Annotated in this window: 20 protein-coding genes and 1 pseudogene; 9 read left to right on the forward strand and 12 right to left on the reverse strand. The window is 35.6% G+C overall.

Going from position 1 to position 25,403, the window contains the following annotated elements; translation table 11 throughout:
* Nucleotides 1-472 precede the first annotated feature (472 nt).
* A complete protein-coding gene (locus tag RHO11_03835) occupies nt 473-1,384 on the reverse strand; it encodes a metallophosphoesterase (GenBank protein WVD62267.1) in 912 nt (303 codons plus the stop codon).
* Between the two features lie 262 nt (nt 1,385-1,646).
* Here RHO11_03835 and RHO11_03840 point away from each other — a divergent pair, with 262 nt between their 5' ends.
* Complete coding sequence (locus RHO11_03840) at nt 1,647-3,134, forward strand: glycoside hydrolase family 32 protein (GenBank protein ID WVD62268.1); 1,488 nt, start codon at nt 1,647-1,649, stop codon at nt 3,132-3,134.
* Between the two features lie 32 nt (nt 3,135-3,166).
* Nucleotides 3,167-4,405, forward strand: coding sequence for an oligosaccharide MFS transporter (locus RHO11_03845; GenBank protein ID WVD62269.1), 1,239 nt, complete (start codon nt 3,167-3,169; stop codon nt 4,403-4,405).
* A gap of 120 nt (nt 4,406-4,525) precedes the next feature.
* Here the strand turns inward: RHO11_03845 and RHO11_03850 are convergent, their stop codons facing one another.
* Complete coding sequence (locus tag RHO11_03850; GenBank protein WVD62270.1) at nt 4,526-5,749, reverse strand: GNAT family N-acetyltransferase; 1,224 nt, start codon at nt 5,747-5,749, stop codon at nt 4,526-4,528.
* Nucleotides 5,750-5,923: 174 nt separating this feature from the next.
* Between RHO11_03850 and mmuP the strand changes: the two genes are divergently transcribed.
* Together mmuP and mmuM are read left to right on the forward strand one after the other, a co-directional pair.
* The gene (mmuP, locus tag RHO11_03855) at nt 5,924-7,324 is read left to right on the forward strand and encodes an S-methylmethionine permease (GenBank protein WVD62271.1); all 1,401 of its coding nucleotides are present in this window, start codon (nt 5,924-5,926) and stop codon (nt 7,322-7,324) included.
* On the forward strand, nt 7,311-8,258 hold the full coding sequence (gene mmuM, locus RHO11_03860) for a homocysteine S-methyltransferase (GenBank protein ID WVD62272.1): 948 nt from the start codon (nt 7,311-7,313) through the stop codon (nt 8,256-8,258). Before mmuP ends, mmuM begins: the two co-directional genes overlap by 14 nt.
* A gap of 172 nt (nt 8,259-8,430) precedes the next feature.
* Here the strand turns inward: mmuM and RHO11_03865 are convergent, their stop codons facing one another.
* The 4 genes and pseudogenes from RHO11_03865 to RHO11_03880 all read right to left on the reverse strand — a co-directional run bounded on the left by RHO11_03865 (nt 8,431) and on the right by RHO11_03880 (nt 10,910).
* The gene (locus tag RHO11_03865; GenBank protein WVD62273.1) at nt 8,431-8,832 is read right to left on the reverse strand and encodes an MFS transporter; all 402 of its coding nucleotides are present in this window, start codon (nt 8,830-8,832) and stop codon (nt 8,431-8,433) included.
* On the reverse strand, nt 8,814-9,716 hold the full coding sequence (locus RHO11_03870; protein ID WVD62274.1) for an MFS transporter: 903 nt from the start codon (nt 9,714-9,716) through the stop codon (nt 8,814-8,816). Before RHO11_03870 ends, RHO11_03865 begins: the two co-directional genes overlap by 19 nt.
* 25 nt (nt 9,717-9,741) lie before the next feature.
* A pseudogene (locus tag RHO11_03875) lies at nt 9,742-10,464 on the reverse strand (amidohydrolase).
* Between the two features lie 38 nt (nt 10,465-10,502).
* Entirely contained in the window at nt 10,503-10,910 is a 408-nt protein-coding gene (locus tag RHO11_03880) for a M20/M25/M40 family metallo-hydrolase (protein WVD62275.1), read from the reverse strand.
* 541 nt (nt 10,911-11,451) lie between these two features.
* Here RHO11_03880 and RHO11_03885 point away from each other — a divergent pair.
* Nucleotides 11,452-11,880, forward strand: a complete 429-nt coding sequence (locus RHO11_03885; protein WVD62276.1) for a membrane lipoprotein lipid attachment site-containing protein — start codon at nt 11,452-11,454, stop codon at nt 11,878-11,880.
* A gap of 105 nt (nt 11,881-11,985) precedes the next feature.
* Here RHO11_03885 and RHO11_03890 read toward each other — a convergent pair whose 3' ends face one another.
* The 5 genes from RHO11_03890 to RHO11_03910 form a co-directional block, all read right to left on the reverse strand.
* Nucleotides 11,986-13,020, reverse strand: coding sequence for a hypothetical protein (locus RHO11_03890; GenBank protein WVD62277.1), 1,035 nt, complete (start codon nt 13,018-13,020; stop codon nt 11,986-11,988).
* Between the two features lie 78 nt (nt 13,021-13,098).
* Nucleotides 13,099-13,293: a hypothetical protein gene (locus tag RHO11_03895; protein ID WVD62278.1), complete on the reverse strand. Its 195-nt coding sequence runs from the start codon at nt 13,291-13,293 to the stop codon at nt 13,099-13,101.
* Nucleotides 13,294-13,708: 415 nt separating this feature from the next.
* Entirely contained in the window at nt 13,709-14,407 is a 699-nt protein-coding gene (locus RHO11_03900) for an amino acid ABC transporter permease (protein ID WVD62279.1), read from the reverse strand.
* Nucleotides 14,407-15,147 carry an amino acid ABC transporter permease gene (locus tag RHO11_03905; GenBank protein WVD62280.1) on the reverse strand — a complete coding sequence of 247 codons (741 nt, stop codon included), beginning with the start codon at nt 15,145-15,147 and terminating at the stop codon, nt 14,407-14,409. The genes RHO11_03900 and RHO11_03905 overlap by 1 nt, the downstream gene beginning before the upstream one ends.
* 63 nt (nt 15,148-15,210) lie before the next feature.
* On the reverse strand, nt 15,211-16,050 hold the full coding sequence (locus RHO11_03910; GenBank protein WVD62281.1) for an ABC transporter substrate-binding protein: 840 nt from the start codon (nt 16,048-16,050) through the stop codon (nt 15,211-15,213).
* Between the two features lie 702 nt (nt 16,051-16,752).
* On the opposite strand from RHO11_03910, the gene frc reads away from it, so the two are divergent.
* The 4 genes from frc (at nt 16,753) to yfdE (ending at nt 22,089) form a co-directional block, all read left to right on the forward strand.
* Nucleotides 16,753-18,003, forward strand: a complete 1,251-nt coding sequence (frc, locus tag RHO11_03915; GenBank protein WVD62282.1) for a formyl-CoA transferase — start codon at nt 16,753-16,755, stop codon at nt 18,001-18,003.
* Nucleotides 18,004-18,089: 86 nt separating this feature from the next.
* Nucleotides 18,090-19,793 carry an oxalyl-CoA decarboxylase gene (gene oxc, locus RHO11_03920; protein ID WVD62283.1) on the forward strand — a complete coding sequence of 568 codons (1,704 nt, stop codon included), beginning with the start codon at nt 18,090-18,092 and terminating at the stop codon, nt 19,791-19,793.
* Nucleotides 19,794-19,861: 68 nt separating this feature from the next.
* Entirely contained in the window at nt 19,862-20,815 is a 954-nt protein-coding gene (gene yfdV, locus RHO11_03925) for a transporter YfdV (GenBank protein ID WVD62284.1), read from the forward strand.
* Nucleotides 20,816-20,931: 116 nt separating this feature from the next.
* On the forward strand, nt 20,932-22,089 hold the full coding sequence (gene yfdE / locus RHO11_03930; protein ID WVD62285.1) for a CoA:oxalate CoA-transferase: 1,158 nt from the start codon (nt 20,932-20,934) through the stop codon (nt 22,087-22,089).
* A gap of 526 nt (nt 22,090-22,615) precedes the next feature.
* Here yfdE and mgtA read toward each other — a convergent pair.
* Nucleotides 22,616-25,309 carry a magnesium-translocating P-type ATPase gene (gene mgtA, locus RHO11_03935; protein WVD62286.1) on the reverse strand — a complete coding sequence of 898 codons (2,694 nt, stop codon included), beginning with the start codon at nt 25,307-25,309 and terminating at the stop codon, nt 22,616-22,618.
* Nucleotides 25,310-25,403 lie beyond the last annotated feature (94 nt).

Genomic DNA, 25,403 nt, shown 5'->3' on the forward strand with positions numbered 1-25,403 from the left:
TGTATTTGATCGTTGTTGAACAATATATTTGTATGAAGTTTTTAGTTATTAATTAAAAATATATTGATAATTAATGAATTATCGTTTTGCTTAAAGTAACTTATGACAAATATGAAGAAGGATGGTATTTTTGACTGAAAATATACTTAAGTAGCGTATTAAAATTGCTATAACAATCAAAATTAGCCATCGACATGAATAGTAAAAAAATAAAATTATAAGTACCAACTTTGCTACAATTTAAAAAAGACAAAACAGTAATAATTCCTTTCAGTTATAAAAAAACGATGACTATTATATCAAAAATAGCATTAAATGTAAAATTTGCGACTTTTAGTGTATCAAAAGCCATGCAAAACCGACCAATTTTCGCTCACTTTATCACCGCTATCTTTATGTTTTATAAACATAATTTAAAGATAAAAAAGTAGCAATACTCACTTATTAAATAAATAGCGTAATCGATAACGACTTAATAGATAAAATGTTCAGCAGTAAGTTCATTTTCCCCCTGCCAACGATAAGCAACTAATTTAGCATTACCCACTGCTGCAGAATAATCGACACAAGCTACTTTTATAGTTTGTAACACCGGTTTTCCTGTTAACCAATAGTGACCAATAAATACTGGTTTATTTTCCTGATAAGGCTGTAAATTAATATCAATCTTACGATTAAGCTGATCAATCTGTTCACTATCTGGTAGTAAACACAACTCATTAAACGTATTAACCTCTTGTAACCACCACTTGATACGAGAACGATGTCGCTTTGTGCCCTCTTTATCATGATAATAAACACCAGACGGCAAGGTAATTTCTTTACCTTTTAATAGCACTTCACAATAGTCAAAAAGGGCATCTGAAGGATTAAAGGCTGATTGAATCGATTGCGCTTTTAGACAGTTATTCGCATCTAAATAAGGCGCAATTTGCATAATGGTTTGGTTATCCCAACAAGCATGGATAATACGAATATCATCAAGTTCTAAAAACAGTGGTAATGATTTAAACCATTCAACCCAATAATGGTGTAATGGTGTATTTTCACCAACGGCTGCTAAAAAAACCTTATGCTGTTTATGATGAGTTGAATTGTGCGAACGTAAAAAAGCCCCCTCTTCACTTAAATTTGGCGTAAACCAACCAATCGCATTAAACTCATGGTTCCCCATTACAACATGAGCATTTTGATTATCGACCATCTCTTTAACAATTTGTAGCGTTTCCAATTGATATGGACCACGATCAATTAAGTCGCCAACAAAAATCGCTTTATAATCAGGATGAAAAAAGCCACTACTGGTTTTTTTATAACCCAATTTATTTAATAAATATATTAACTTAGTTGCCTGTCCATGAATATCACCAATAATATCAAACATATGTCCATTCCACTTAATAAATCATTAGCTTAAATAATACGTGAATACAGACAAATTGGAATCAATAAATATGCTTAATCTTATTTCGTTATTTTATTGATGTAATGTGTTAATTTAGTATAAAAATCTGACTTAGACTGAAAAAATAAGTTTGATAAAAATACAGTTAACCAATCATACGTTCTGTTACCTTCATCACAGATTTTAACTTAATAATACGATATCATAAAAATGATAACGTTAACATTTATTCAGGTAGCCAATGATGAAACAAAATGAAAAATATTTAAAAGCAACATTAGGTGTAGAAAAATTAAGTCTTTCGCTCAATTCTCGATTTTATCCAGAACTTCATTTTGCAGCACCTGCCGGCTGGATAAATGATCCTAACGGTCTTATCTATTTTAATGATAAATACCATCTATTCTATCAACACTATCCATATAGTGGTTACCGAGGTCCTATGCATTGGGGACATGCAATTAGTGACGATTTGCTACACTGGCAACATTTACCTGTCGCACTTGTACCTGGGGAAAAAGATGATGTGCATGGTGTCTATTCCGGTTCAGCGATTGAACATAACGATAATATGGTACTATTTTATACAGGCCACAAAGTTGTCGAATCGAGTGATAATCACTGCATAATTAAACAAGTACAGATGATGGCAACTAGCCGTGATGGACTTAATTTTGAGAAACTGGGCGTTATTATTACTCCACCACCTCATATTCAACATTTTAGAGATCCCAAAGTATGGCGAGATGGTGATATATGGAAAATGGTTGTCGGTGTAAGCGAACACGGTATAGGTCAAGTATGGCTATATACCTCTACCGATTTAGTAAATTGGCAATTTAAACAGGTATTGCTAAAAGCAAAAGAGAACCAAGGTTGGATGTGGGAGTGTCCTGACTTTTTCCAATTAGGTGATAAATGGGTATTAGTAGTATCACCAATGGGAATGGCTGCTGATGGCTTTGCTTATAATAATCACTTTCAAGTCGGCTACTTTGTTGGAAGAATGGAAAATGACCAGTATATTGTCGAACGCGATTTTACAGAGTTAGATAATGGCTTAGACCTTTATGCGCCACAAACTTACGCGGGAATCACCGATAGACGAATTATGCTAAGTTGGTTCTCAATGCCGGAAAGTAAAATTCCAGAACAAGAAGATCACTGGTCAACATGTTTAACATTTCCAAGAGAAATTACACTAAGTGAGAACAATCAACTAATTCAAAAACCAATTGCGGAAATCAGCCAATTAAGAAAATCGCTCACACAGCTTGAACAACTATCATTAAATGACAATCAGCTGATTCTCCCTGTTAATGGTAAGCAATGCGAATTATTTATTGAAATAGATCTATTAAATACTCAAGCTGAACGCGCTGGAGTTTTACTCGCCTATGATCCACAAACACATAAAGGCGTGAGACTTTATATCGATAAACAATCAAAACGTCTCTATCTAGATCGCTCTTCCACTGGATTTGGTCCAAATGGTATACGTAGTATCGCCTTACCTGATGGAGAAAAACTATCGCTCAGAATTCTGACTGATAAATCTAGCTGTGAAGTGTTTGTTAATGGTGGACTATCGACACTATCAGCAAGAATTTATCCAAATTATTCAGCTAACCACATTGCCCTATATGCAGAAAATGGTTTAGCAAAATTTTCTGGAGTTCGTTGTTGGCAGTTACAAAGTATTTGGATTAAACCATTTCCAAATATGTAATAAATTTTTATTTTTACTTAATGGATCCTACTATGAAAATATCTCTTCCTTTTAGTAATAAAAACTATGTGTTCTCTTCGTCATATCTGTTTTTCTTTTTTGCGGCTTGGTCACTTTGGTGGTCATTTTATGCAATCTGGTTAAAAAATAATATTGGTGTTACAGGTTCAGATCTCGGCACAATTTATTCGATTAATCAGTTTACCAGTATTACATTTATGATTATCTATGGAGTTATCCAAGATAAATTAGGTATTCGTAAACATTTGATGTGGGTTATTAGTATTATTCTCATTGCTACAGGCCCTTTTCTCATCTATGTCTATGAACCCTTATTAAAAAGTAATTTTATAGTTGGTGTTATACTCGGTTCAGTACTATTTTCTCTGGGCTATTTATCAGCTTGTGGGTTAATTGATAGTTATGTCGAAAAAATCAGCCGAAAATTTGGTTTTGAATATGGGCAAGCACGTTTATGGGGCTGTTTAGGTTATGCGGCAGCTGCTGCAATTGGTGGTCTATTTTTTAGTATCAATCCTCACTTCAATTTTTGGGCGGTCTCACTTGTTGGGATTCTCTTTTTTATTACGAATATTTGCTATAAACCCGCTAAAGCGCTAAAACGCAAAGAAGTTCAAGATAAAAGTGATAGCTACAATTCAATTACCCTAAATGACTTTGTCATCATCTTTAAAAATCCTAAATTTTGGGGATTAGTGGTATTCATTTTAGGAACTTGGTCATTTTATAATATTTATGATCAACAGCTATTTCCGGTCTTTTTTGCTAATTTATTTAGTGATCCTAAAGTCGGAGCCAGTGTTTATGGGCAATTAAATTCAGTACAGGTAATATTAGAAGCGCTAGGTATGGCTTGTATTCCACTATTAATTAATCGCATTGGTCCTAAATATTCACTACTATTAGGCGGCATTATTATGACATGTCGTATTCTAGGTTCTGCTGTTTTTGAAGATGTTTACATTATTTCATTCATTAAAATGCTACATGCCATTGAAGTACCTCTGTTCGTTATTTCAATCTTTAAATATAATGCTGCGAATTTTGATAAGCGTTTATCTGCAACCCTATTCTTAGTTGGTTTCCAGATTGCAACCTCTGTTGGTATTATCATTCTATCAATTCCAATTGGAATGCTATTTGATAAAGTGGGTTATCACACTATTTTCTTTATTATTTCCTGTATCGTTATTATTTCACTAGCGATAGGACTATTTACTTTAAGCGATAAAAAACCGACGATTCATTAAGCCGTTTTCGAATAAAGTAAACCTAAAATGAGTAAAAGAGTTATTATAGAAAGTGAGTAATTGGAAATACCCTTTTAATGGTGCGAGAGTATCGCTCCATCTTTTTATTAGCGGAAAAAGCTAGAAATAGTCTGAGAAATAAGGCTGTTGAGCAGGGATCATATCATCAAGTATTGAGACCATTTTTTTATCTGTTTTTAGGAACTCATATTCATAGAAAAACTGAGGCCGGCGGAAACTCATTAACATTGATGATAATGCTTGAATCGAAACTTCGACTGCTTTTCCTCTTGGTTGATTATCAACAACAACTTGATTATTCTCATTCAAATATAGACTAAAAATACCATTATTCCATTCAGCAATTGGATCACTAACAACAAAATGGAACGGATCTTTAGGTATTTCGACAAATGGATAAACTTTCAAAAATTCAGCAACATCTACAATTCTTGCCATATAATAAGGTTCTAAGCTCTCAACAATCTTACTATCAAAAAGTTGGAACGCGATAGGATCATGCCGATAGACTCGCCCTTTTACTTTATCAACCATTGAGTAATGAGCATGTACAAAGTTCCATAATGCCTTACGGGCTTCTTGTGTTAAATAGAACATATCTTTAATGTAAAACACATCACTTTTAATCCAATAGAAAATCACGCCCATCGCTTTACCATCAACATCATAATAAACTGCCGCGGTACGTTCATCTTCATTTTCCCAGCGCCAATATTCACTCCATGACAATTCACTCCGAATTAATGCACCATGATTTAACTGTGAAAAGCGGTTGTAAACATCAATCACTTCAGGATCATCAACCGATAGCCTCTCGACAAAACCAGGTTGTTTATCATAACGAGGAAGCTGAGTATCTTTAATCATAAAACTTAAGCGTTCACTAAATATTTCCCAACCTTTTTTACGATAGTAAGGGACTGAATAGGGGAAAAGATAAGATATCCATTGTTGATTATCTCGCATTTTCTTTAACGCGGTTTTAATTAAATCATTCATCAATCCCAAATTGGCATATTCCGGATAAGTCCCTACACCTGTTAAACCAGCCATTTCAAAAACGGTATTATGAATATTAACTTTACAAGGATAAATGCATAATTGAGAAACTAATTTATCTTTATTAAACCATCCTATAACATCAGCGTCTTGTAGTACTGGTCTTTTTGAGCGTAGTAACTCTGTATCTTTTTCATAACCAGAATTTTCAATATCTTGACTGGTTACTTGGAACACATAACGTAATAGTTCATCAAACTGGTCTAGATATTCAAGTGTTACGGGCTTTATTGTTAGCTTATCGCGAATACTTGTATTTAACATATAACCTTCCAATTTATTTTTTAATAATGCTGCTACTACAAATAGCAGAGCTAATTATTAAAGTCAAATGATAATATTTTTAACATATTGAATAAATAAAGAATAAATTTGAATTAAATTAAATTTTTATACTGCTAAAATAATATTTTTAAATTTAGCAGTATAGACGTCTATATGGATAAAATTAACGATAACCAATTCCAGCGAACCATGAAAACAAGACATTTGGTAATGCTTTCATTAGGAGGTGTAATTGGAACAGGTCTATTTTTTAATACTGGATATATTATCGCGAGCGCTGGCCCTGCTGGTGCAATTTTAGCTTATTTGCTAGGTGCCGTGGTCGTCTATCTTGTTATGTTATGCCTTGGGGAACTGGCTGTTGCGATGCCAGAAACAGGAGCGTTTCATACTTATGCAGCGCGTTTTATCAGTCCAGCTACAGGTTATACTGTTGCATGGTTATATTGGTTGACTTGGACTGTTGCTCTCGGTTCTAGTTTAACCGCTGCAGGACTCTGTATGAAGCAGTGGTTCCCGAATATTGAAGTTTGGGTTTGGTGCTTTATTTTTTGCTGTGTCATTTTTATATTAAATGTGATCACAACTCAATTTTTTGCAGAAAGTGAATTTTGGTTTTCACTCATAAAAGTACTTACAATCATTATCTTCATCGTAGCAGGTTCCGCTGCTATTTTTGGTTTTATTCCGATGAAAGATGGAACTCCTGCACCTTTTTTAAGTAATTTGACGACTTCAGGTTGGTTACCAAATGGTATCACGCCAATCATTATGACAATGGTTGCAGTTAACTTTGCTTTTTCTGGTACCGAACTTATCGGTATTGCAGCAGGTGAAACTGTTAATCCAGAAAAAATAATTCCACTGGCAATTAAAACGACAATTATTCGTTTAGTTATATTTTTTGTTGGAACCGTGATCGTATTAGCTGCATTACTACCAATGGATCAAGCTGGCGTTAGCGAAAGTCCATTTGTGCAAGTATTTAAAAATATTGGCCTACCATATGCAGCTGACTTTTTAAATTTTGTTATTCTGACCGCAATTTTATCTGCTGCTAATTCTGGACTTTATGCTTCAGGCCGTATGCTTTGGTCTTTATCAAATCAGGGAACACTTCCTCGTAGTTTTACTAAACTATCAAAACGAGGAGTTCCTATTATCGCATTAACGATCAGTATGTTAGGCGGATTACTTGCACTCTTTACCAGTATTGTTGCACCAGATACAGTATTTGTAGCTTTAACTGCTATTTCAGGATTCGCCGTTGTAGCAGTTTGGTTAAGTATCTGCGCTTCACATTATTTTTTTAGACGTGATTATGTAAAATCAGGTAAACCGTTATCTAATTTAAAATTTAAAGCACCTTACTATCCTTACATCCCTATTTTAGGATTTATAATGTGCACAATTGCTTGTATTGGGCTAGCATTTGATCCTGAACAGCGCATCGCTCTTTATTGTGGTATCCCTTTTGTTATTTGTTGTTATATCAGCTATTATTTGACTAACGTCTACAATAGAAAAACAGGAAATGATCATGACCGTAACTAACCCTTTTTCATGGCATTTATCTCATCATGGTTATGTCATTATTGATGGCGCATTGGCGACAGAACTACAGGAACGCGGATGCGATCTTAATGATCCGCTCTGGTCAGCAAAAGTATTAATTGAACAGCCTGAATTGATTTCAACTGTACATTATGACTACTTTATTGCCGGCGCTGATTGTGCAATCACCGCCAGTTACCAAGCCTCCCCACTAGGATTTGCTAAACGAGGATTATCGAGATCCCAATCCATCGCTTTAATTAAACGGAGTGTTGATCTAGCAAAACAAGCTAAAATAAAATATCAACAAGTGACAAAGGATAGTCGACCGTTGGTGATTGCTGGTTCAGTTGGACCTTATGGTGCTTATTTAGCAGATGGGTCTGAATATACCGGTAAGTATAATCTTAGTGATATTGAAATGATGGATTTTCACTATGACCGAATTAAAGCATTAATTGATGCCGGTGTTGATATACTTGCTTGTGAAACTATGCCCTCTTTTGCAGAGATAAAAGTATTAGTTGATATTATTGCTCAATTCCCTGATACACCTTGTTGGTTCTCATTTGCCTTAAAAGATAATCACCATTTAAGTGATGGAACACCTTTAGAGCTCGTCACTAAATTGTTGGAAACTAACCAACAAGTTATTGCAATTGGTGTCAACTGTATTGCGTTAGAGAGTGTCACTAAAAGCCTTGCTTCATTACATCAGCTAACAGAGAAACCACTTATTGTCTATCCTAATTCAGGTGAACATTACGATGCGACGAGTAAAACGTGGCAGATAAAAGATCAGCAACATACGTTTTGTAATCAACTTCTAAATTGGCAAAAAAATGGCGCTAAACTAATTGGAGGCTGCTCTCGTACAATACCTAAAGATATAAAAAAAATATCAGAGCTATTAATTAATCGCAAAGTAATATAGAAGATTACGCCAATAATAATATTGATATTCTCATCGTTATTTACACCAATATGCTTATTCATCATAATAAAAGTGACGAATAAATAATATAGTCAATAAAGATGAGAAATTTATCAGCTATTGTAATGTTGTTTTACTAAAATTACTTTGCTTATTAAAACGAGTTAATCTATTACTCTAACTCCTTACCAACTGTCTCTTTAAACAAAAAGAGTCCAATTAAACTAATACCTACTGCACCTATAACATAATAAGATGGAGCGGTTAAATCATTCAGCCAATGTACGAGTCCCGTTACAATCATTTGAGCAAATCCACCAAAAATAGCGACAGAGATACTATATACCACTGATAATCCTGTTGCTCGAATCTTACTTGGGAAAATCTCTGCACATACAGTTAAACTTGGTACAGAATTAAAGGCCATAAGAACCGCCAACACCAATACACAACAATAAAGCATAGTAAATGATGGGTAAGTGGTTAACAGTGCAAAAATAGGATAAATAGCGAGAATTGTTAAAATACGAGCCCATAAAATTAATGGCTTACGGCCTATTTTATCAGAAAGCATCCCAATAAAAGGTACCAAAATAATCTGTACAGCTGCGGCAATACATGAAGAATACTTGAACGCATCTCAAATTTTAGTTCTGAAATAGCAAAGTTCGCCAAATAAAACAATGTAATATAAACAGGAACTGTTGCACCTAAAGTTATTAAAATACCGGCAATCAGCTGTTTCGGATATTTACAAAAAACCAATTTTAACAGTGACCCCGTTGACTCTTTGACAATTATTTGTTTTGTTTCTGGCAAAGAGCGTCGAATATATAATGCCATCGGCACAATAAGTAATCCAATAGCAAAAGCTAGGCGCCAACCCCAACTATGTAATGCCATCTCATTATCTTTTAACCAAAAACCAATCGAGATACCGACAAGAGAAGCTAATAATGTATTTAAGGATTGTCCAAAAAGCTGCCAACTGCTATAAAATCCACGATTAGAATTATCAGCATATTCCATTAACATCGTTGTTGAGGCACCAAATTCGCCACCTAAAGCAAAACCTTGCATTAATCTTGCTAACATAATAATGATGGTAGCCCAAATACCAATTTGTTGATACGTTGGCGTAATAACAAATAATAACGTACCAATCGACATTAACCATAATGTGAAAAGTAATGCAGGCCGTCGACCAAATTTATCGGCATACAGACCAATCAAAATGGTACCTAACGGTCTGGTAACAAAGCCAACACCTAATGTTGCAAAAGACAACATTAACTTTTCAAAATCATTTGTACCAGGGAAAAAAAGCTGTCCTAAAAGGACAGCATAAGTACCATAAATAGCCAAGTCATAAAATTCAATGGCATTACCCATGGTAATTCCTGCTATATTTCTGGCTTTTTTTAATTTACTATCATTCTTCGAAATATTAAACGCCATAGACAAAAAATCCTATTTTATTGATTTATTTTAAGTAACTCTCGATTAATTTAACCCAATATGATGCGACAATAGGCAATATCTGATCATTAAAATCATATTTAGGATTATGTAACGAACAACCGTTAGCCCCTTGGGTGCCATTACCGACAAAAATATAGGCTCCTTTACATTGCTGTAGCATAAAAGAGAAATCCTCACTGCCCGTCATTTTAGGGAAATTAGCTAAAATTTGCTCTTCACCAAAAAACGATAAAGCTACATCTTTTGCCAATTGTGTAGCACCTTCATCATTAACAACCATTGGATAAAGACGTTTATAATTAATTTCAACCTCAGCACCATAACTAGCTGCTTGAGAAACCACGAGTTCTTTTACTCTTCTTTCAATGAGATCTTGTACTTCAGGATTCAAAGCGCGAATTGTTAACTTCAATATTGCTTCATCAGGAATAACATTATTCGCTTCACCCGCTTGGAAAGACCCAACCGTAATAATTGCCGTCTCCAGTGGATTTACATTACGCGACGGCAATGTTTGTAGTGTCATTACAATCGATGAGGCGACAACAATGGGGTCAACAGCTAAATGTGGCATAGCACCGTGACCGCCGCGTCCTTTTACTTTAATAATGACGCTATCAGATGATGCCATCGCAGGACCTGCGATAAAAGCCATTTTACCCGCTTCATTGGTAGGCATGTTATGATAAGCAAAAATGTAGTCACATGGAAACTTGGAAAAAGACCATCTTACACCATCGCAAGTCCACCACTAAGCCCCTCTTAAGCTGGCTGAAAGATAAGATTAATTGTGCCATTAAAATGGCGGTGCTGTGAAAAATAGCGAGCAGTCGTAAGCAGTGTTGCGGTATGTCCATCATGACCACAAGCATGCATTTTCCCTTTTATCTGACTCTGGTAAGATAATTTAGTCGCTTCATCGATAGGTAATGCATCCATATCAGCACGAATACCAATGGCTGGACCGTGACCATTTTTTAACTGACCGACAACCCCTGTACCACCAATTCCACGGGTGACTTGATATCCCCACTCAGTAAGAAGTTTGGCCACTAATTCACTGGTTTTATGTTCTTCAAAACCGATTTCAGGATGTTGATGAATTTGGTGTCTAATCGCAATCATCTCATCTTTAATCTGATCAATTTCAGGCAAAATTTTAGTGGTCATAAATTGGTTCCTTACATTTTATTTCGATAAAAATAGCAACAGATATTAGCAAAATATCTTGCTGTAAACTGAATGGTATCCATTATTGTTGAATACAGACATAAAATAGGGCTAAACTTTAAAAGAGTTTACTCAGCATAACAAGAACTATGTTATAACTTTTACATTAACATTAAAAACAAGGTGAAAATAAAAAATTAACCGAAATAATATAACATTAATATATTAATCTATTAATATTTACTTCACTCAATTCGATGATATTATTAAATAAATATGCACTCACAACGATATAATTACAATCAATTTTCTAAAATATCATTTTATCTATAATAGCGATTGATTATTAATGAGGTCGTATTTTATTATGCCTATTTTAATTTAGTCCTCAAGTGACAATGCTTTGGTATCGTAAAGATAATATTTTTGAATAATAACCGACTGATAACTCATAAAAAACCACTGGTAATATGATAAAATATTGATTACATTGAGTGTAAAACGTATTCACTTAATTACCATTAAGGTGGAAATATAAACAATGAAAAAAATAATTAGTATCGCAACTACTGCACTATTTCTCGCGGCATGTTCATCAAGCCAAACCGATCCCAACTGGCGCCCTGATATGACTAGCGCTAATTTCGGTAAATATCCGACAAACTATCCAGAGTTAATTAAAGCTTGGGGTAAAAATAATTTTGAAAATCCTAAAACAATTAGTTATTTATCGATGAGTTCCCCACGAGAAGAGTACATTGTCGTCGATTCTGAAAAACAAGATGCTACATTCGGCTATTCTGTGTGCGCGACAATTGGTGGTATAAAATCAGAAGAGTATTACAAGCCATTCAAAAAGTATTGGTTTTTTATTCGTAATGGTAAAGTAATTGAACAACGTGATCTAGACTATAGCTACAATAAAGTGATTTATCGTGACCACAAAGTTAATTGCGATGACCCTCGTTAAACAATAGCAAAAGTAACAACTTTTTTAGATTCGATTGACGAGCTGAATATGCCTTTAAGCCTATATTCAGCTCGATTCGCTCATTAATATCACATAATGATGCGATTACATTAAATTAAATCGATAATCGACAATAAAATCGGCAGACAATAAGTGTGATTTTTTATAATTTAACTTTTCATCAAGTACTGGCGTTCTATTATCGTGTTTATAAGCCCAACCATAACCAAACATGATCCCAACATTAAAGTCTTTCGCTGGCTCCCAAAAATTAATCCAATTAATTTCGCCGGTTCTTACTGTATTTCCTCTATACGGTAACTGAGCATAACTCGCAAGAAAACCGGTTTTATACTTTTCAGTAATATTATATGTTCCCATTACGGTTAACACCGTTTCACCATCACGAACATAAGCTTGCATCGTTTCACTCATCGGTTCAAAACGGCCTCGAACATACTGAGCAATATTACGTTCATAGTAACCAATACCATCTTTTCTAGGTGCATCAGTATAGCCAATGCCCGCTTTTAGCATCCAGTCAGGCTGGGTCCATTGAATATCTTTCGCATAGTGCCAAGCGTGACTATCAAACTCTTTAGTCTTCATTTGGTGATAATAACCAATAGCTTGACTACCATAAATTTGTGCTCCTACTTTAACATCTGAAGTCAATTTATAGCTAGTTTCAAGAATATGCATACGTTTATAATCAGCAGCTGAACCATAATTATATGATAAGAAAAAGTCATCACCCTTATATACTACCGCACCGGTAATAATATGATTAAGATTTTTAGCATAATCTTTAGACGCAAATTGTTTTTTATCTGGTGAATCGCGGTACATACCATCCTTGACATAGGCGAATTCAAATCTTAATTTCTCATAATTGAAAGTCCCCGTATAACCAAAATAACTATTCGATGTCGAGCGATAAGATTCCGCTAAGACGCCATAATTATGCAAAATTTGCCAACCATATTTAGCAGTAAAACCGATATCCTCATCACCTAATTTTAGTTTGACTAATCGTTGACCAAATTTATTAAATCCATGAGCATCATCTTTATTGTAACCTACTCTAGGACCTGAGTTATAAAGAATTCCTCGGTCAGCAAAATGATTACTAGCAGCCAATTTAATGACATCGGTAAAGCGAACATCAAAACCGATTAAATCAGCAAGATAACCGGATTTATAATCAACATAAAAAGCTTATCCCCAACCAGCATGAACGGTTTTTGATGTTCCTTCATCTTCTTTTAGATATTTATAATAATTTCTGGCTCCAAGCTCAATCTTAGTATCTTTAAAAAAAGGATCATCAGCAATCAGCTTTGTTGATGGATTATCTACAGCATATGCACCCAATGAGGTTGACAATAGCCCTAAAAATATGACTTTTTTCATTTTCTATCCTTAAAGTATATTATATTTTTCCCTGAAATCTCATATCATTAACGACGAGTTATTCATGTTCTGCTCTCATTGAATTTCTCACATATCACCGTGCAATTATTCAATAAACCAATCTATTTTAAAAATGTGATCTACATCACAAATTGTTTTATAACAAAGACTTAATGATATTTACTATATAATTCCATAATCAAAATAAGGGTATAATAAATTTGTTGAAGTGATAACAAAAATGGATAGTGAGTTATAAGTTGCTATGGATGATTCCATATAAAATCAGTATTTAACAATGAATTATAACTATATTTAGTATATAGATAGGCACTATCTGATTAAAAAAATAGTCTAAAAGAAATAATACGGTTAAAAAAAAACCGTATTATCATAAAAAAAGTATATATTGACTTTAAATTTTACTATTTGAAGTAAAACGGCTCACAGCAAAGTTGAGCATCCAACAAATAATAAAATAGACAACAATTACAAATAGGAATATTTCAGTTGGATACACCATACTACGATTGTTAACTTGTGTGGCTAAAAAAGTAAATTCAGCAACCCCTACAATATAAGCTAATGAGCTATCTTTAATCAACGAAACCCATTGATTAACAAAAGAAGGCATCATCATATGAATGGCCTGCGGTAAAATAATATAAAAGATAACTTGTTGTTTACTCAGTCCTAATGAATAGGCTGCCTGCCATTGATCTTTAGTAATCGCTTTCATGCCTGCATAAACGGCATAAGCAATATAAGCAGCGCCAATGAGCCCTAATGCTATAATAACCGTTGCAATTGCAGGTACGTCAATATTAAATAAGACGGGAAGTAAAAAATAAGCCCAAAAAATCAACATAATGACCGGAATAGCGCGTAAAAATCCCAATATAACAACTAAAATACGGCGAGACCAACCAGTTAAAATCGTTAACCCAATGCCACTAATAATACCTAATAATGTTGCAAAGATGATTGCGGCAAAACTCATTAGTAATGTCAATAAAATACCACTGATTGGACCATCAGGAAAATTACCCCAAGCCAAATAGTCTAAATTATTCCAAACAACAGTAAATCCTTTTACGAAGTCGGTAAAATCCATTATTCAGCTCCTTTAGATAATAATTTATCATGATATAAATTACCTAATGTACCAACAATAACCACAGCAATAATGTAGAGAAAAGTTGCAATCGCAAAATCTTGAAATGTTTTAAGTGATTCGGTTTCGACTTGTCTAGAGACATAAGATAGTTCAAATACACCAATTGCCATTGTTAACGATGAGTTTTTAATAATATTCATATACTGGCCAACCAATGGCGGAAAAGCGATACGAAAAGATTGTGGTAAAATAATAAATCGAAAACTTTGCCAACGATTTAAACCTAGCGCTAATGAAGCATTAAGTTGCCCAGTTCGAACACCCAAGATACCTGCTCTAAACTCTTCAGCAATAAAAGAAGATGAATAAAATGTTAAGCCAATTAAACCAAGTAAAAACTCAAACGATGGCATTTTGAGGATTAAAAAACCGAGATCAATTTGAGGTTCATCAAATAGCCATAATTTAAACTCTAGTGGTAAAATATTACCGACACCAAAATACCAGAAAAAGAGTTGCGGTAGTAGCGGTGAGTAACGGAAAATAGCATTATAACCATTCACCATTTTACGTATAAAACGACTTTGGCTTTGACCTATCATCGCCAGTAAAAAACCTAAAATGGTGGACAAAATAATACAGAGAATGGATATAGCAATAGTGACGATAAAGCCATCCCATAACCACCATAAATAATGGGGGGCGAGTAATTGTTCTGAAATTTGCTGTAATGACATAATAGATTCCGCTCAAATAAAAGCGCCGCATAATGCGGCGTTAGTTTAAATTGAAATTTTACTTTATTTAGCTAGTGCGCCATCACCAGTTTTAAAGTCTCCACGCGGCATCGCAGATGTTGTGTCAGGGCCAAACCAACGATTATAGATTTCAACTGCTTGACCATTTTGTTCTAAGGCAAATAATACTTCATTTACTTTATCTTTTAATCGTGTTTCACCTTTTGGAATTCCCACAGCTTGATACTCTTGGGTAATACTAAATGGTGAAATTTCAAATTGTTCGCGTTGTTCAACGGGAACATTCGCCAATAAACCGACTAACTTAGCGTCATCTTGTGTAATCGCTTGTACAACACCATTACGTAACGCCACAAAAGCAAATGGTGTATCATCGTAAGAGATCACTTTTACACTCGGATACTGTTCACGTAAAGTAATTTCCATTACAGTTCCTTTATCAGCACCAACACGTAGTTTTTGTAAATCATCAGCCGTTTTGAGTAAACCTTTTTTAGCAATAAATTTTTGTCCAGTCGCAAAATAAGGTACGCTAAAATCAACGGTTTGAGCTCGTTCAGGTGTCACGGTAAAGTTAGCGACAATTAAATCAGCTTTTTGTGAGGTTAAAATTGGAATACGGTTAGCTGGATTCGTTGGAACTAAAGTCACTTTGACATTAAGTGCATCACCAATTGCCTTAGCGTAATCAACATCCAGCCCTGTAATTGTTTTTGTTTTTTCATCTACAAAACCAAATGGTGGATTGCTGTCAAAAACCGCGATTTTAATTTCACCACGTTTTTCGATGTCATCTAAACGATCTGCATAAGCATTATTAGCAGCTAACACTGCGCCAATTAATGTTAGTGCTGTTATGGTTTTTTTTACTATCGCTTTCATTATATTCCCCAGCTTTTTTGATGAACTTAGTCTAACAATCGTTAGTAAAATTTCTAAATAATAAAAAAGCAGATATTTATAACTTTTAGTTATATATTAGTTATTAACGTTGATAAATAGAAAGAAATTATATTGATGAATTCGTTATTTTATTGCTGTAAAGTGTAAATATAGTATAAAAAACAAGCTCTATAATTAGATACCGATAATAGATGAGTTTAGTTATGAAATAGTATTATTGTATTAATTGTATAAAATAGAACATACACCCCATTAAACATCATCTAATAAGAGGTATTTTCTGCTTAATTTCCACAAAAATTCTCGCTTAAATTCCACAGAAAAAAAATAAATTTGAATAAATGCCTAAAAAAAATAATGGTTTTCTATTTTTTTACAATAGTAATGGAACCATTAATTAATTTTATAAAAACTCTAAAATAATTTTTTTATTATTAAAAATCAATTCATTAGATTTGTTAATTTTTATTGCAAAACAAATATACAGAGCTTTAGCATGTGTTGATATTTCGATTTATCTACATTATTCTGAATTTATAAATTTAATATGAAAAGAAAATATTATTAAATTTGTCGATTCAAATAAACCATTTTATCGTGAATAAATTTTTTTCCTTGCAAAAAAATAAAAAGACACATAAAAAATTTAATTCTATATTAATGAAATAAGTGAGGTTACACATGACTCTTCCACTACAAGGTATCCGAGTACTCGATTTTACAGGAGTACAATCTGGTCCATCATGTACACAAATGTTAGCCTGGTTTGGTGCTGATGTAATAAAAATTGAGCGTCCAGGTGTCGGTGATGTGACTCGTAACCAATTACGTGATATCCCTGATGTTGATGCCCTCTATTTTACCATGTTAAATAGTAATAAACGCTCGCTTGAACTCAATACCAAAACCCCAGAAGGGAAAGAGGTTATGACTAAATTGATTCAAGGGGCTGATGTGCTTGTTGAAAACTTCCATCCGGGTGCCATGGATCATATGGGCTTTACTTGGGAATACATTCAAGAGCTTAATCCTCGCTTAATTTTTGGTTCAATCAAAGGCTTTAATGATTGTTCGCCGTATGTTGATGTTAAAGCGTATGAAAATGTAGCACAAGCCGCTGGCGGTGCATTATCAACTACCGGTTTCTGGGATGGTCCACCAACAGTAAGCGCTGCAGCACTTGGTGACAGTAACACTGGTATGCACTTACTCATCGGATTATTAGCAGCATTATTACAACGTGAAAAAACTGGTAAAGGCCAACGCGTCACCATGTCAATGCAAGATGCCGTGCTGAACTTATGCCGTGTAAAACTGCGTGACCAACAACGTTTAGAAAAAGTCGGTTACCTTGAAGAGTACCCGCAATACCCTAACGGAACCTTTGGTGATGCCGTACCACGTGGGGGGAATGCCGGTGGCGGTGGTCAACCTGGTTGGGTATTAAAATGTAAAGGTTGGGAAACCGATCCGAATGCCTATATCTACTTCACCATTCAAGAGCAAAACTGGGAAAATACCTGTAAAGCCATCGGTAAACCAGAGTGGGCCCAAGATCCAAACTACAATACAGCGAAAGCTCGTCAGCCGCATATTTTTGATATTTTTGCTGAAATTGAAAAATTCCTCGCTAATTATGATAAACATGCCGCAGTGAAATACTTAAGTGGTTACGATGTACCATGTGCCCCGGTCTTAAGTATGAAAGAGATCGCCGAAGACCCATCATTGCGTGAAAGTGGTAGTGTGGTTGAAGTTGAGCAGCCTGGTCGTGGGACTTACCTAACTGTTGGTTGCCCAATGAAATTCTCTGCCTTTACTCCGGAAATCAAAAGTGCTCCGTTACTTGGTGAACACAGTGAACAGGTGTTAAAAGAGCTCGGCTATAACGATGAACAAATCGCGCACATGCGTCAAAGTGGTGCCATCTAATTCTCGTTTTTAGTTGAACATTTCAATAGGGGTTAGGCATTGCTCGCCCCTATTGCGTTTGTCTCCATTAATATTAAGGAAATTCCATGTCTGATAACAATACTCAAAATCTAACCGATGGCATGCACATTATCGTTGATGCGTTAAAAAAGAATGACATCAAAACTATTTATGGTGTAGTGGGTATTCCCATTACTGATTTGGCTCGTCACGCTCAAGCGGAAGGGATCCGTTATATCGGTTTTCGTCACGAACAATCGGCGGGTAACGCAGCAGCAATCAGTGGCTATCTCACTAAGAAACCGGGGATCTGTTTAACCGTTTCTGCGCCGGGCTTTTTAAATGGTCTGGTCGCCTTAGCCAATGCCACCACCAACGGTTTTCCGATGATTTTAATCAGCGGTTCAAGTGATCGTGAAATCATCGATTTACAGCAAGGTGATTATGAAGAGCTTGACCAGATGACGGCAGCAAAACCTTATGCAAAAGCGTCATTTCGCGTCAATAAACCAGAAGATATCGGTATTGCTTTAGCGCGCGCTATTCGAGCCTCTGTCTCTGGACGACCTGGCGGTGTGTATTTAGATTTAACAACCGAGCTATTATCCAGCGTTATGGATAAAGAGGCAGCGGATAAATCGACCTTTAAAGTAGAAAACCCGGCACCGGCACAGCTTCCTGCGCCTGAATCTGTCGAAAAAGCGCTGCAACTCTTATCAACGGCTAAACGTCCATTGGTAATTTTAGGTAAAGGGGCGGCCTACGCACAAGCGGATGAAGATATTCAAACCTTTATTGAAAAGACGGGGATCCCTTTTCTCCCGATGTCGATGGCGAAAGGTTTACTGCCAGATACGCATAAACAGTCAGCAGCAGCCGCACGTTCACATGCCATTTCTCATGCTGATGTGATTGTCTTATTAGGGGCAAGATTAAACTGGCTATTAGGTCATGGTAAAGGTAAAAACTGGTCGGCTGATACACAGTTGATCCAAGTGGATATTGATGCCAATGAAATGGACAGTAACCGTCATATTACTGCACCGGTCGTGGGCGATATGAATTCGGTGATGGCGCAGTTTGTCAGTGGGTTAGATAAATTCACGATTCACGCTAGCCAAGCATGGACAGATGAACTTGATGCGATCAAAGTCACAAATGGCGCGAAAATGGCGGCGAAATTGAACAAAGACGTGGTGCCAATGAACTATTTTTGTGCGCTACGCGCTATCCGCGATGTGCTGGTGGATTATAAAGAGGCTTACGTGGTCAATGAAGGCGCGAACACTCTGGATAATGGCCGTAATATCATCGATATGTATCGACCACGTCAACGTCTTGATTGTGGGACTTGGGGTGTGATGGGCATTGGTATGGGGTATGCGATTGGTGCCGCGGCAACGAGTGGTAAACCGGTTGTTGCGATTGAAGGCGACAGTGCTTTTGGTTTTAGCGGCATGGAAATTGAGACAATCTGCCGTTACCAATTACCAGTGACTATTTTAGTGTTTAATAACGGCGGTGTTTATCGTGGAGATGATATTAATCGTCATGGTGATAGTGATCCGGCACCGACTTATTTAATGAAAGAAGCCCGTTATGACAAGATGATGGAAGCGTTTGGCGGTCAAGGCTTTAATGCAACGACATCGGATGAAATTAAGGCAGCATTATTAGCAGGCTTACAATCTGGTAAACCGACATTAATTAACTGTGTTATCGATCCGACTGTTGGAACTGAAAGTGGCCATTTAACTAACTTAAATCCTCAATCAGTTGATAAAAAATAGCTGTAAATCGGCAAGTAAGATCACTATTACTTGCCTTCATTAATAATAAAAAAAGCTAAGGAGCTTTTATGTTTAGTATTTTTATGGCCGATTTGTTGCCAATCATTGTGATTATGGCTTTAGGTTATGCCAGCGGTAAGCGTAATGTCTTTACCGAAGATCAAGCTAAAGCATTTAATAAACTAGTGCTTAACTATGCATTACCTGCTGCACTATTCGTATCATTAGTGCGTGCAGATAGATCAATGCTATTTGCTGATATGACATTAACTATTGTTTCATTTGTTGGGTTAATTATCAGTTTCTTTGTCGCGTTTTATAGTTGTAAATATATTTTTAAACATACTCGTGGCGAAGCTGCAGTTTGTGCATTAATCGCAGGTTCTCCAACTATCGGTTTCTTAGGATTTGCTGTACTTGATCCAATTTATGGTGATACCGTATCAACAGGTCTTGTTGTCGCAATTATCTCAATTATTGTCAATGCAATTACGATTCCAATTGGTCTATTTTTATTAAGCCCAGCTAAAGGCGAAAATGAAAAAGGTAATAGTGGTTTAAACTCTTTAATCTCTGCATTAAAAGAACCTGTTGTTTGGTCACCAATTTTAGCAACAGTATTAGTATTAGTCGGCTTCAAATTACCAGCGGTTTGGGATCCAACATTCGATCTTATCGCTAAAGCGAACTCAGGTGTCGCGGTATTTGCTGCTGGTTTAACTTTAGCTGCTAATAAATTCGAGTTTGATGGTGAAATTATTTACAACACCCTATTAAAACTTGTCTTTATGCCCGCGTTATTATTAGTACTTGGTTTAATGTTCCATATGTCTTCAAATAACTTACAAATGATGGTTCTTGCAGGGGCATTACCACCGGCTTTCTCTGGTATTATTATTGCTAGCCGTTTTGGTGTATATACACGAACAGGTACAGCATCACTTGCAGTTAGTGTGCTTGGCTTTATTATTGCCGCACCAGCTTGGATTTTCATTACACGTTATGTGATTGGTTTAGTGTAGTATCAATTATTTGATATTAAATCAGTTAACTAATAAAGAGATCAATGGGTAACCTTGGTCTCTTTTTTCTATTAGATAAAGAAATAATTTAGTTATGTAATACGATAGGAGTGAGTATGTCAGATAATACCCCATTAGCAAAAGGTCCCTTTGAAGGGCTTCTTGTAATTGATTTAACCCATGTATTAAATGGTCCTTTTGGTACGCAAATTTTAGCTGACTTAGGTGCCCGTGTCATAAAAGTAGAACAACCAGGACATGGTGATGACACCAGACTTTACGGTCCATTTTCTAACGGCGAATCACTCTACTACAGTTTTACCAATCGCGGTAAAGAGAGCATTGTGCTTAATTTAAAAGAAGATGCAGATCGTCAGATCTTCTTTAATATGATTAAAGAAGCCGATGTACTAGCTGAAAACTTTCGCCCCGGTACCATGAATAAATTAGGTTTATCTTATGAAGCCTTAGCGAAAATTAATCCTCGTCTTATTTATGCGTCCTCCTCTGGATTTGGTCATACCGGACCACTCGCCAATGCGCCGGCTTATGATACTATTATTCAGGCAATGAGTGGCATTATGATGGAAACGGGTTTTGTTAATGGTCCAGCCACACGGGTTGGCACATCGATCTCCGATTTATGTGGTGGTATTTATATGTTTTGTGGTATCGCCAGCGCACTCTATGGACGAGAACGCACAGGTAAAGGAACACATGTTGATGTTGCCATGTTTGACTCTACACTGGCTTTTTTAGAGCATGGTTTAATGAACTATGTTGCAACAGGTAAATCTCCTGAACGCTTAGGAGATCGTCACCCTTATATGGCACCTTTTGATGTTTTTCAAACCAAAGATAAGCAAATTGCGATCTGTTGTGGCAATGATGAACTGTTTGCTGAGTTATGTGATGCACTTGAAACACCACAATTAGTCAGTGATGAGCGCTTTAGTAGTAATGCCAGTCGCGTCAAAAATCAAGCCGAGTTAAAGATTATTATTGAGAAGCAGCTGAGTCAAAACAATGCTGAGTATTGGTTGGTAGAGATAGAAAAACACCGAGTCCCTGTTGCTCCACTACTTGGTGTTGCCGAAGCAATGGCACTACCACAAACCAAAGCGCGTAACATGCTTATTGATGCGGGTGCAGTCAAAGTCCCTGGGACCCCAATTAAATTGAGTAGCTACCCCGATCCTTCTGTAAGAAAAGGAGCGCCTAAATTAGATGAACATGGACCAATGATTCGTCAAGAGTTTAGTCATAAAAAGTAAATGACATGTATTATCAAGTTCAGCATTTAATAAAACAGATGTGAACTACAATAAAATGTCAGCTTTCTTGATATCGTATTCATTAGTGCTAGAAGGCTGACATTCACTATCATTCACTACGACTATCAGTTGTAGCCGCTAAATTGAGATAAAATTTAATTCAGCACATTTTAATTTATAAGATTTTTTCACTATATTAATATGTGATAGTAAGATTATAACGATCGATAAGATATGATGAGAAAATTGACGGTATTATATTGATGACTATGTTAGTTAACAGCTAAAGAATTAAACGTAAAATCCTTTAGCTATTTTTATTTTATGGATAAATTACACTGGTCGGGCATTGTTTTTTATACTCTTTTTCTTTTTAATTAATTTAATTAAATTTTTATGTGGACATTTCATATTGTTCTCCTTATGTATACATATCTATCTCGCTTATTGATATCTATTGTGTTTTTAAAATGCAGCTATTTAAATAAATAGCTGCGACGAATATATTAAATTTATCTGATAATTATTAGAACCATTGACCAAATTTCTTGATGTAAATTGTTTTCATTAATTGAGCAACAATACAGTAAGAAACTAAGGTACCCACTAACCATGGGAAGTATGTCCAAGGTAATGGCTCAAGTCCAATCATTGTGCCGAATGGAGAGAATGGGATATAAATACCTATCGCCATAATCAAAATAGTCATTACAATAACTGGGAATGCGGCAGTACTTTGAATAAATGGAATCTTTTGCGTACGAAGCATATGTACAACTAAAGTTTGCGATAATAACCCTTCAATAAACCAACCTGAATGGAATAGTGCTTGCGCTTCAACATTATTAGCGGCAAAGACAAACCACATTAATGCATAAGTTGTAATATCAAAGATTGATGATGTTGGTCCAATCCAGATCATAAAACGGCCAATGTTTGGGGCATTCCATTTTCTTGGTTTTTGTAAAAACTCATCATCCATTTTATCCCAAGGTAAAGATAGTTGGGAGATATCATATAGCAAATTTTGAATTAGCAAGTGAATCGCTAGCATTGGTAAGAATGGAATAAAGGCACTAGCAACTAAGACCGAGAACACATTACCAAAGTTTGAACTTGCTGTCATATTCAGATATTTCATGATATTACCAAAGGTTTCACGACCTCGAATAACACCCTCTTCTAATACCATTAAACTTTTTTCTAGTAAAATAATATCTGCGGACTCCTTCGCAATATCTGTTGCCGTATCAACTGAAATCCCGACATCAGAATCACGTAACGCAGGAGCATCATTAATACCATCCCCCAAGAAACCAACTGTATGACCATTATCTTGTAATAAACGAATAATACGCGATTTTTGTAGTGGGGTTAATTTAGCAAATACAGTTCGACTCTCTACATGCTCTTTTAGCTCTTCATCACTCATTTTTTCAATATCAACACCGAGTAATGGTTGACCTGGTTCAAGTCCAACTTCACGACAAATTTTGGTAGTAATAATTTCGTTATCACCAGTAAGAACTTTAACTGCAACACCATGTTCACTCAATGCACGAATCGCTTCCATTGCACTCTCTTTCGGTGGATCTAAGAAAGTTAAAAAGCCACGAATAACTAACGCATTTTCATCAGCAACACTATATTGTGTTTTAGTTTCTTCAGCTGGAATATCTTTTAATCCAACCGCTAATACTCTAAAACCATCTTGGTTATATTGATGTGCTAATGCAATTAATTGCTGTTTACGTTCATCAGTTAATGGTAGATACTCACCATTTTCGTAAACATATGCTGCAATTGATAGCATCTCCTCTACAGCCCCTTTACAGATCATCAAGTGATTATCTGTACCATTTTGTACCACCACTGAAAGGCGACGACGGACAAAATCAAACGGTAACTCATCAATTTTAGTATATTGACCAAAACCTAATTTTTTAAGTTTAGCTTTCTCTTCAGCAAAATGAATAACCGCTTTATCCATTAAGTTTTTCATACCACTTTGATAATGACTATTAATCCAAGCTAGTTTTAATACACTTGGGTCAACTGCACCATAAATATCAAGATGCTGCTCAAGAATGATACGGTCTTGTGTTAAAGTACCCGTTTTATCCGTACATAAAACATCCATTGCACCAAAATTTTGAATCGCATTAAGGCGTTTTACCACCACTTTACGTTTCGCCATTCCGATTGCACCTTTAGCCAAGTTTGCGCTAACAATCATCGGTAACATTTCTGGTGTTAAACCAACTGCAACAGCTAAAGCAAATAGTGCCGCTTCGCCCCAATCTCCTTTGGTGATACCATTAATTGCAAATACAATTGGTACCATGATTAACATAAAACGAATCAATAACCAACTTACGCTATTTACCCCTTTATCGAAAGCGGTTTGTGAACGTGTACCGATAATTGACTTAGCTAAAGAACCAAAATAAGTATCCGCACCTGTTGCAATAACTACGGCTTTAGCAGTACCACTAACAACATTGGTACCCATAAAACAGATATTATTAGTATCTAATGTATCATTTGATAATTTCTCTGGATCTGCATTTTCACTTTTTTGTGAGACTGCACCTAAAGTATCATATTTTTCAACTGGAATTGATTCGCCGGTTAATACAGCCTGGCTAACAAAAAGATCGCGAGATTCAATCAAGCGAATATCAGCAGGGATCATATCACCAGCAGATAAGAAAATAATATCACCCGGCACCACTTCATCAAGAGGAATCTCGATTCTTTCTGAAGACATGTTTTTATGTGGACGACGCAATACCGTTGCCGTAGTTTTAATCATTGATTTTAATGCTTCAGCTGCTCTATTTGAGCGATACTCTTGCCAAAATCGTAATAATCCACTAATCGCAACCATTGATACAATGATGATAACACCGGTTAAATCAGTTTCTTCACCATTGCGTAAAGGAAACCAATAGTCAGTAAAAAAGCTGACTACTGCTAAAATCAGTAATACAAAAATAAATGGGTTTTTGAATGCGATGAGTAATTGTACAAATGCTGATGGCACATATTCTCTGGCGACTTCATTTTTACCGAACTGTTCAATACGAGATTTGGCATCAGCATTAGTCAATCCAGCTAAAGTGGATTGTAAATTTGCTAATGTACCATCAAGACTATTTTTAGCCTCAAGTAATGCTTTGACTGGAGCATTTTTTTTATCTTTCACTTGTTGTTTCATGATGTATACCTAATTTTCTATTCAGATATTTTTTATTTTTCTCAATAGCAGATAGTAAAATTCATTAGCTATAAGCGACAGTCATGCTCAGTTT

Source organism: Orbaceae bacterium BiB (assembly GCA_036251205.1).
In the GTDB taxonomy this organism is placed as follows: Bacteria; Pseudomonadota; Gammaproteobacteria; order Enterobacterales; family Orbaceae; genus Orbus; species Orbus mooreae.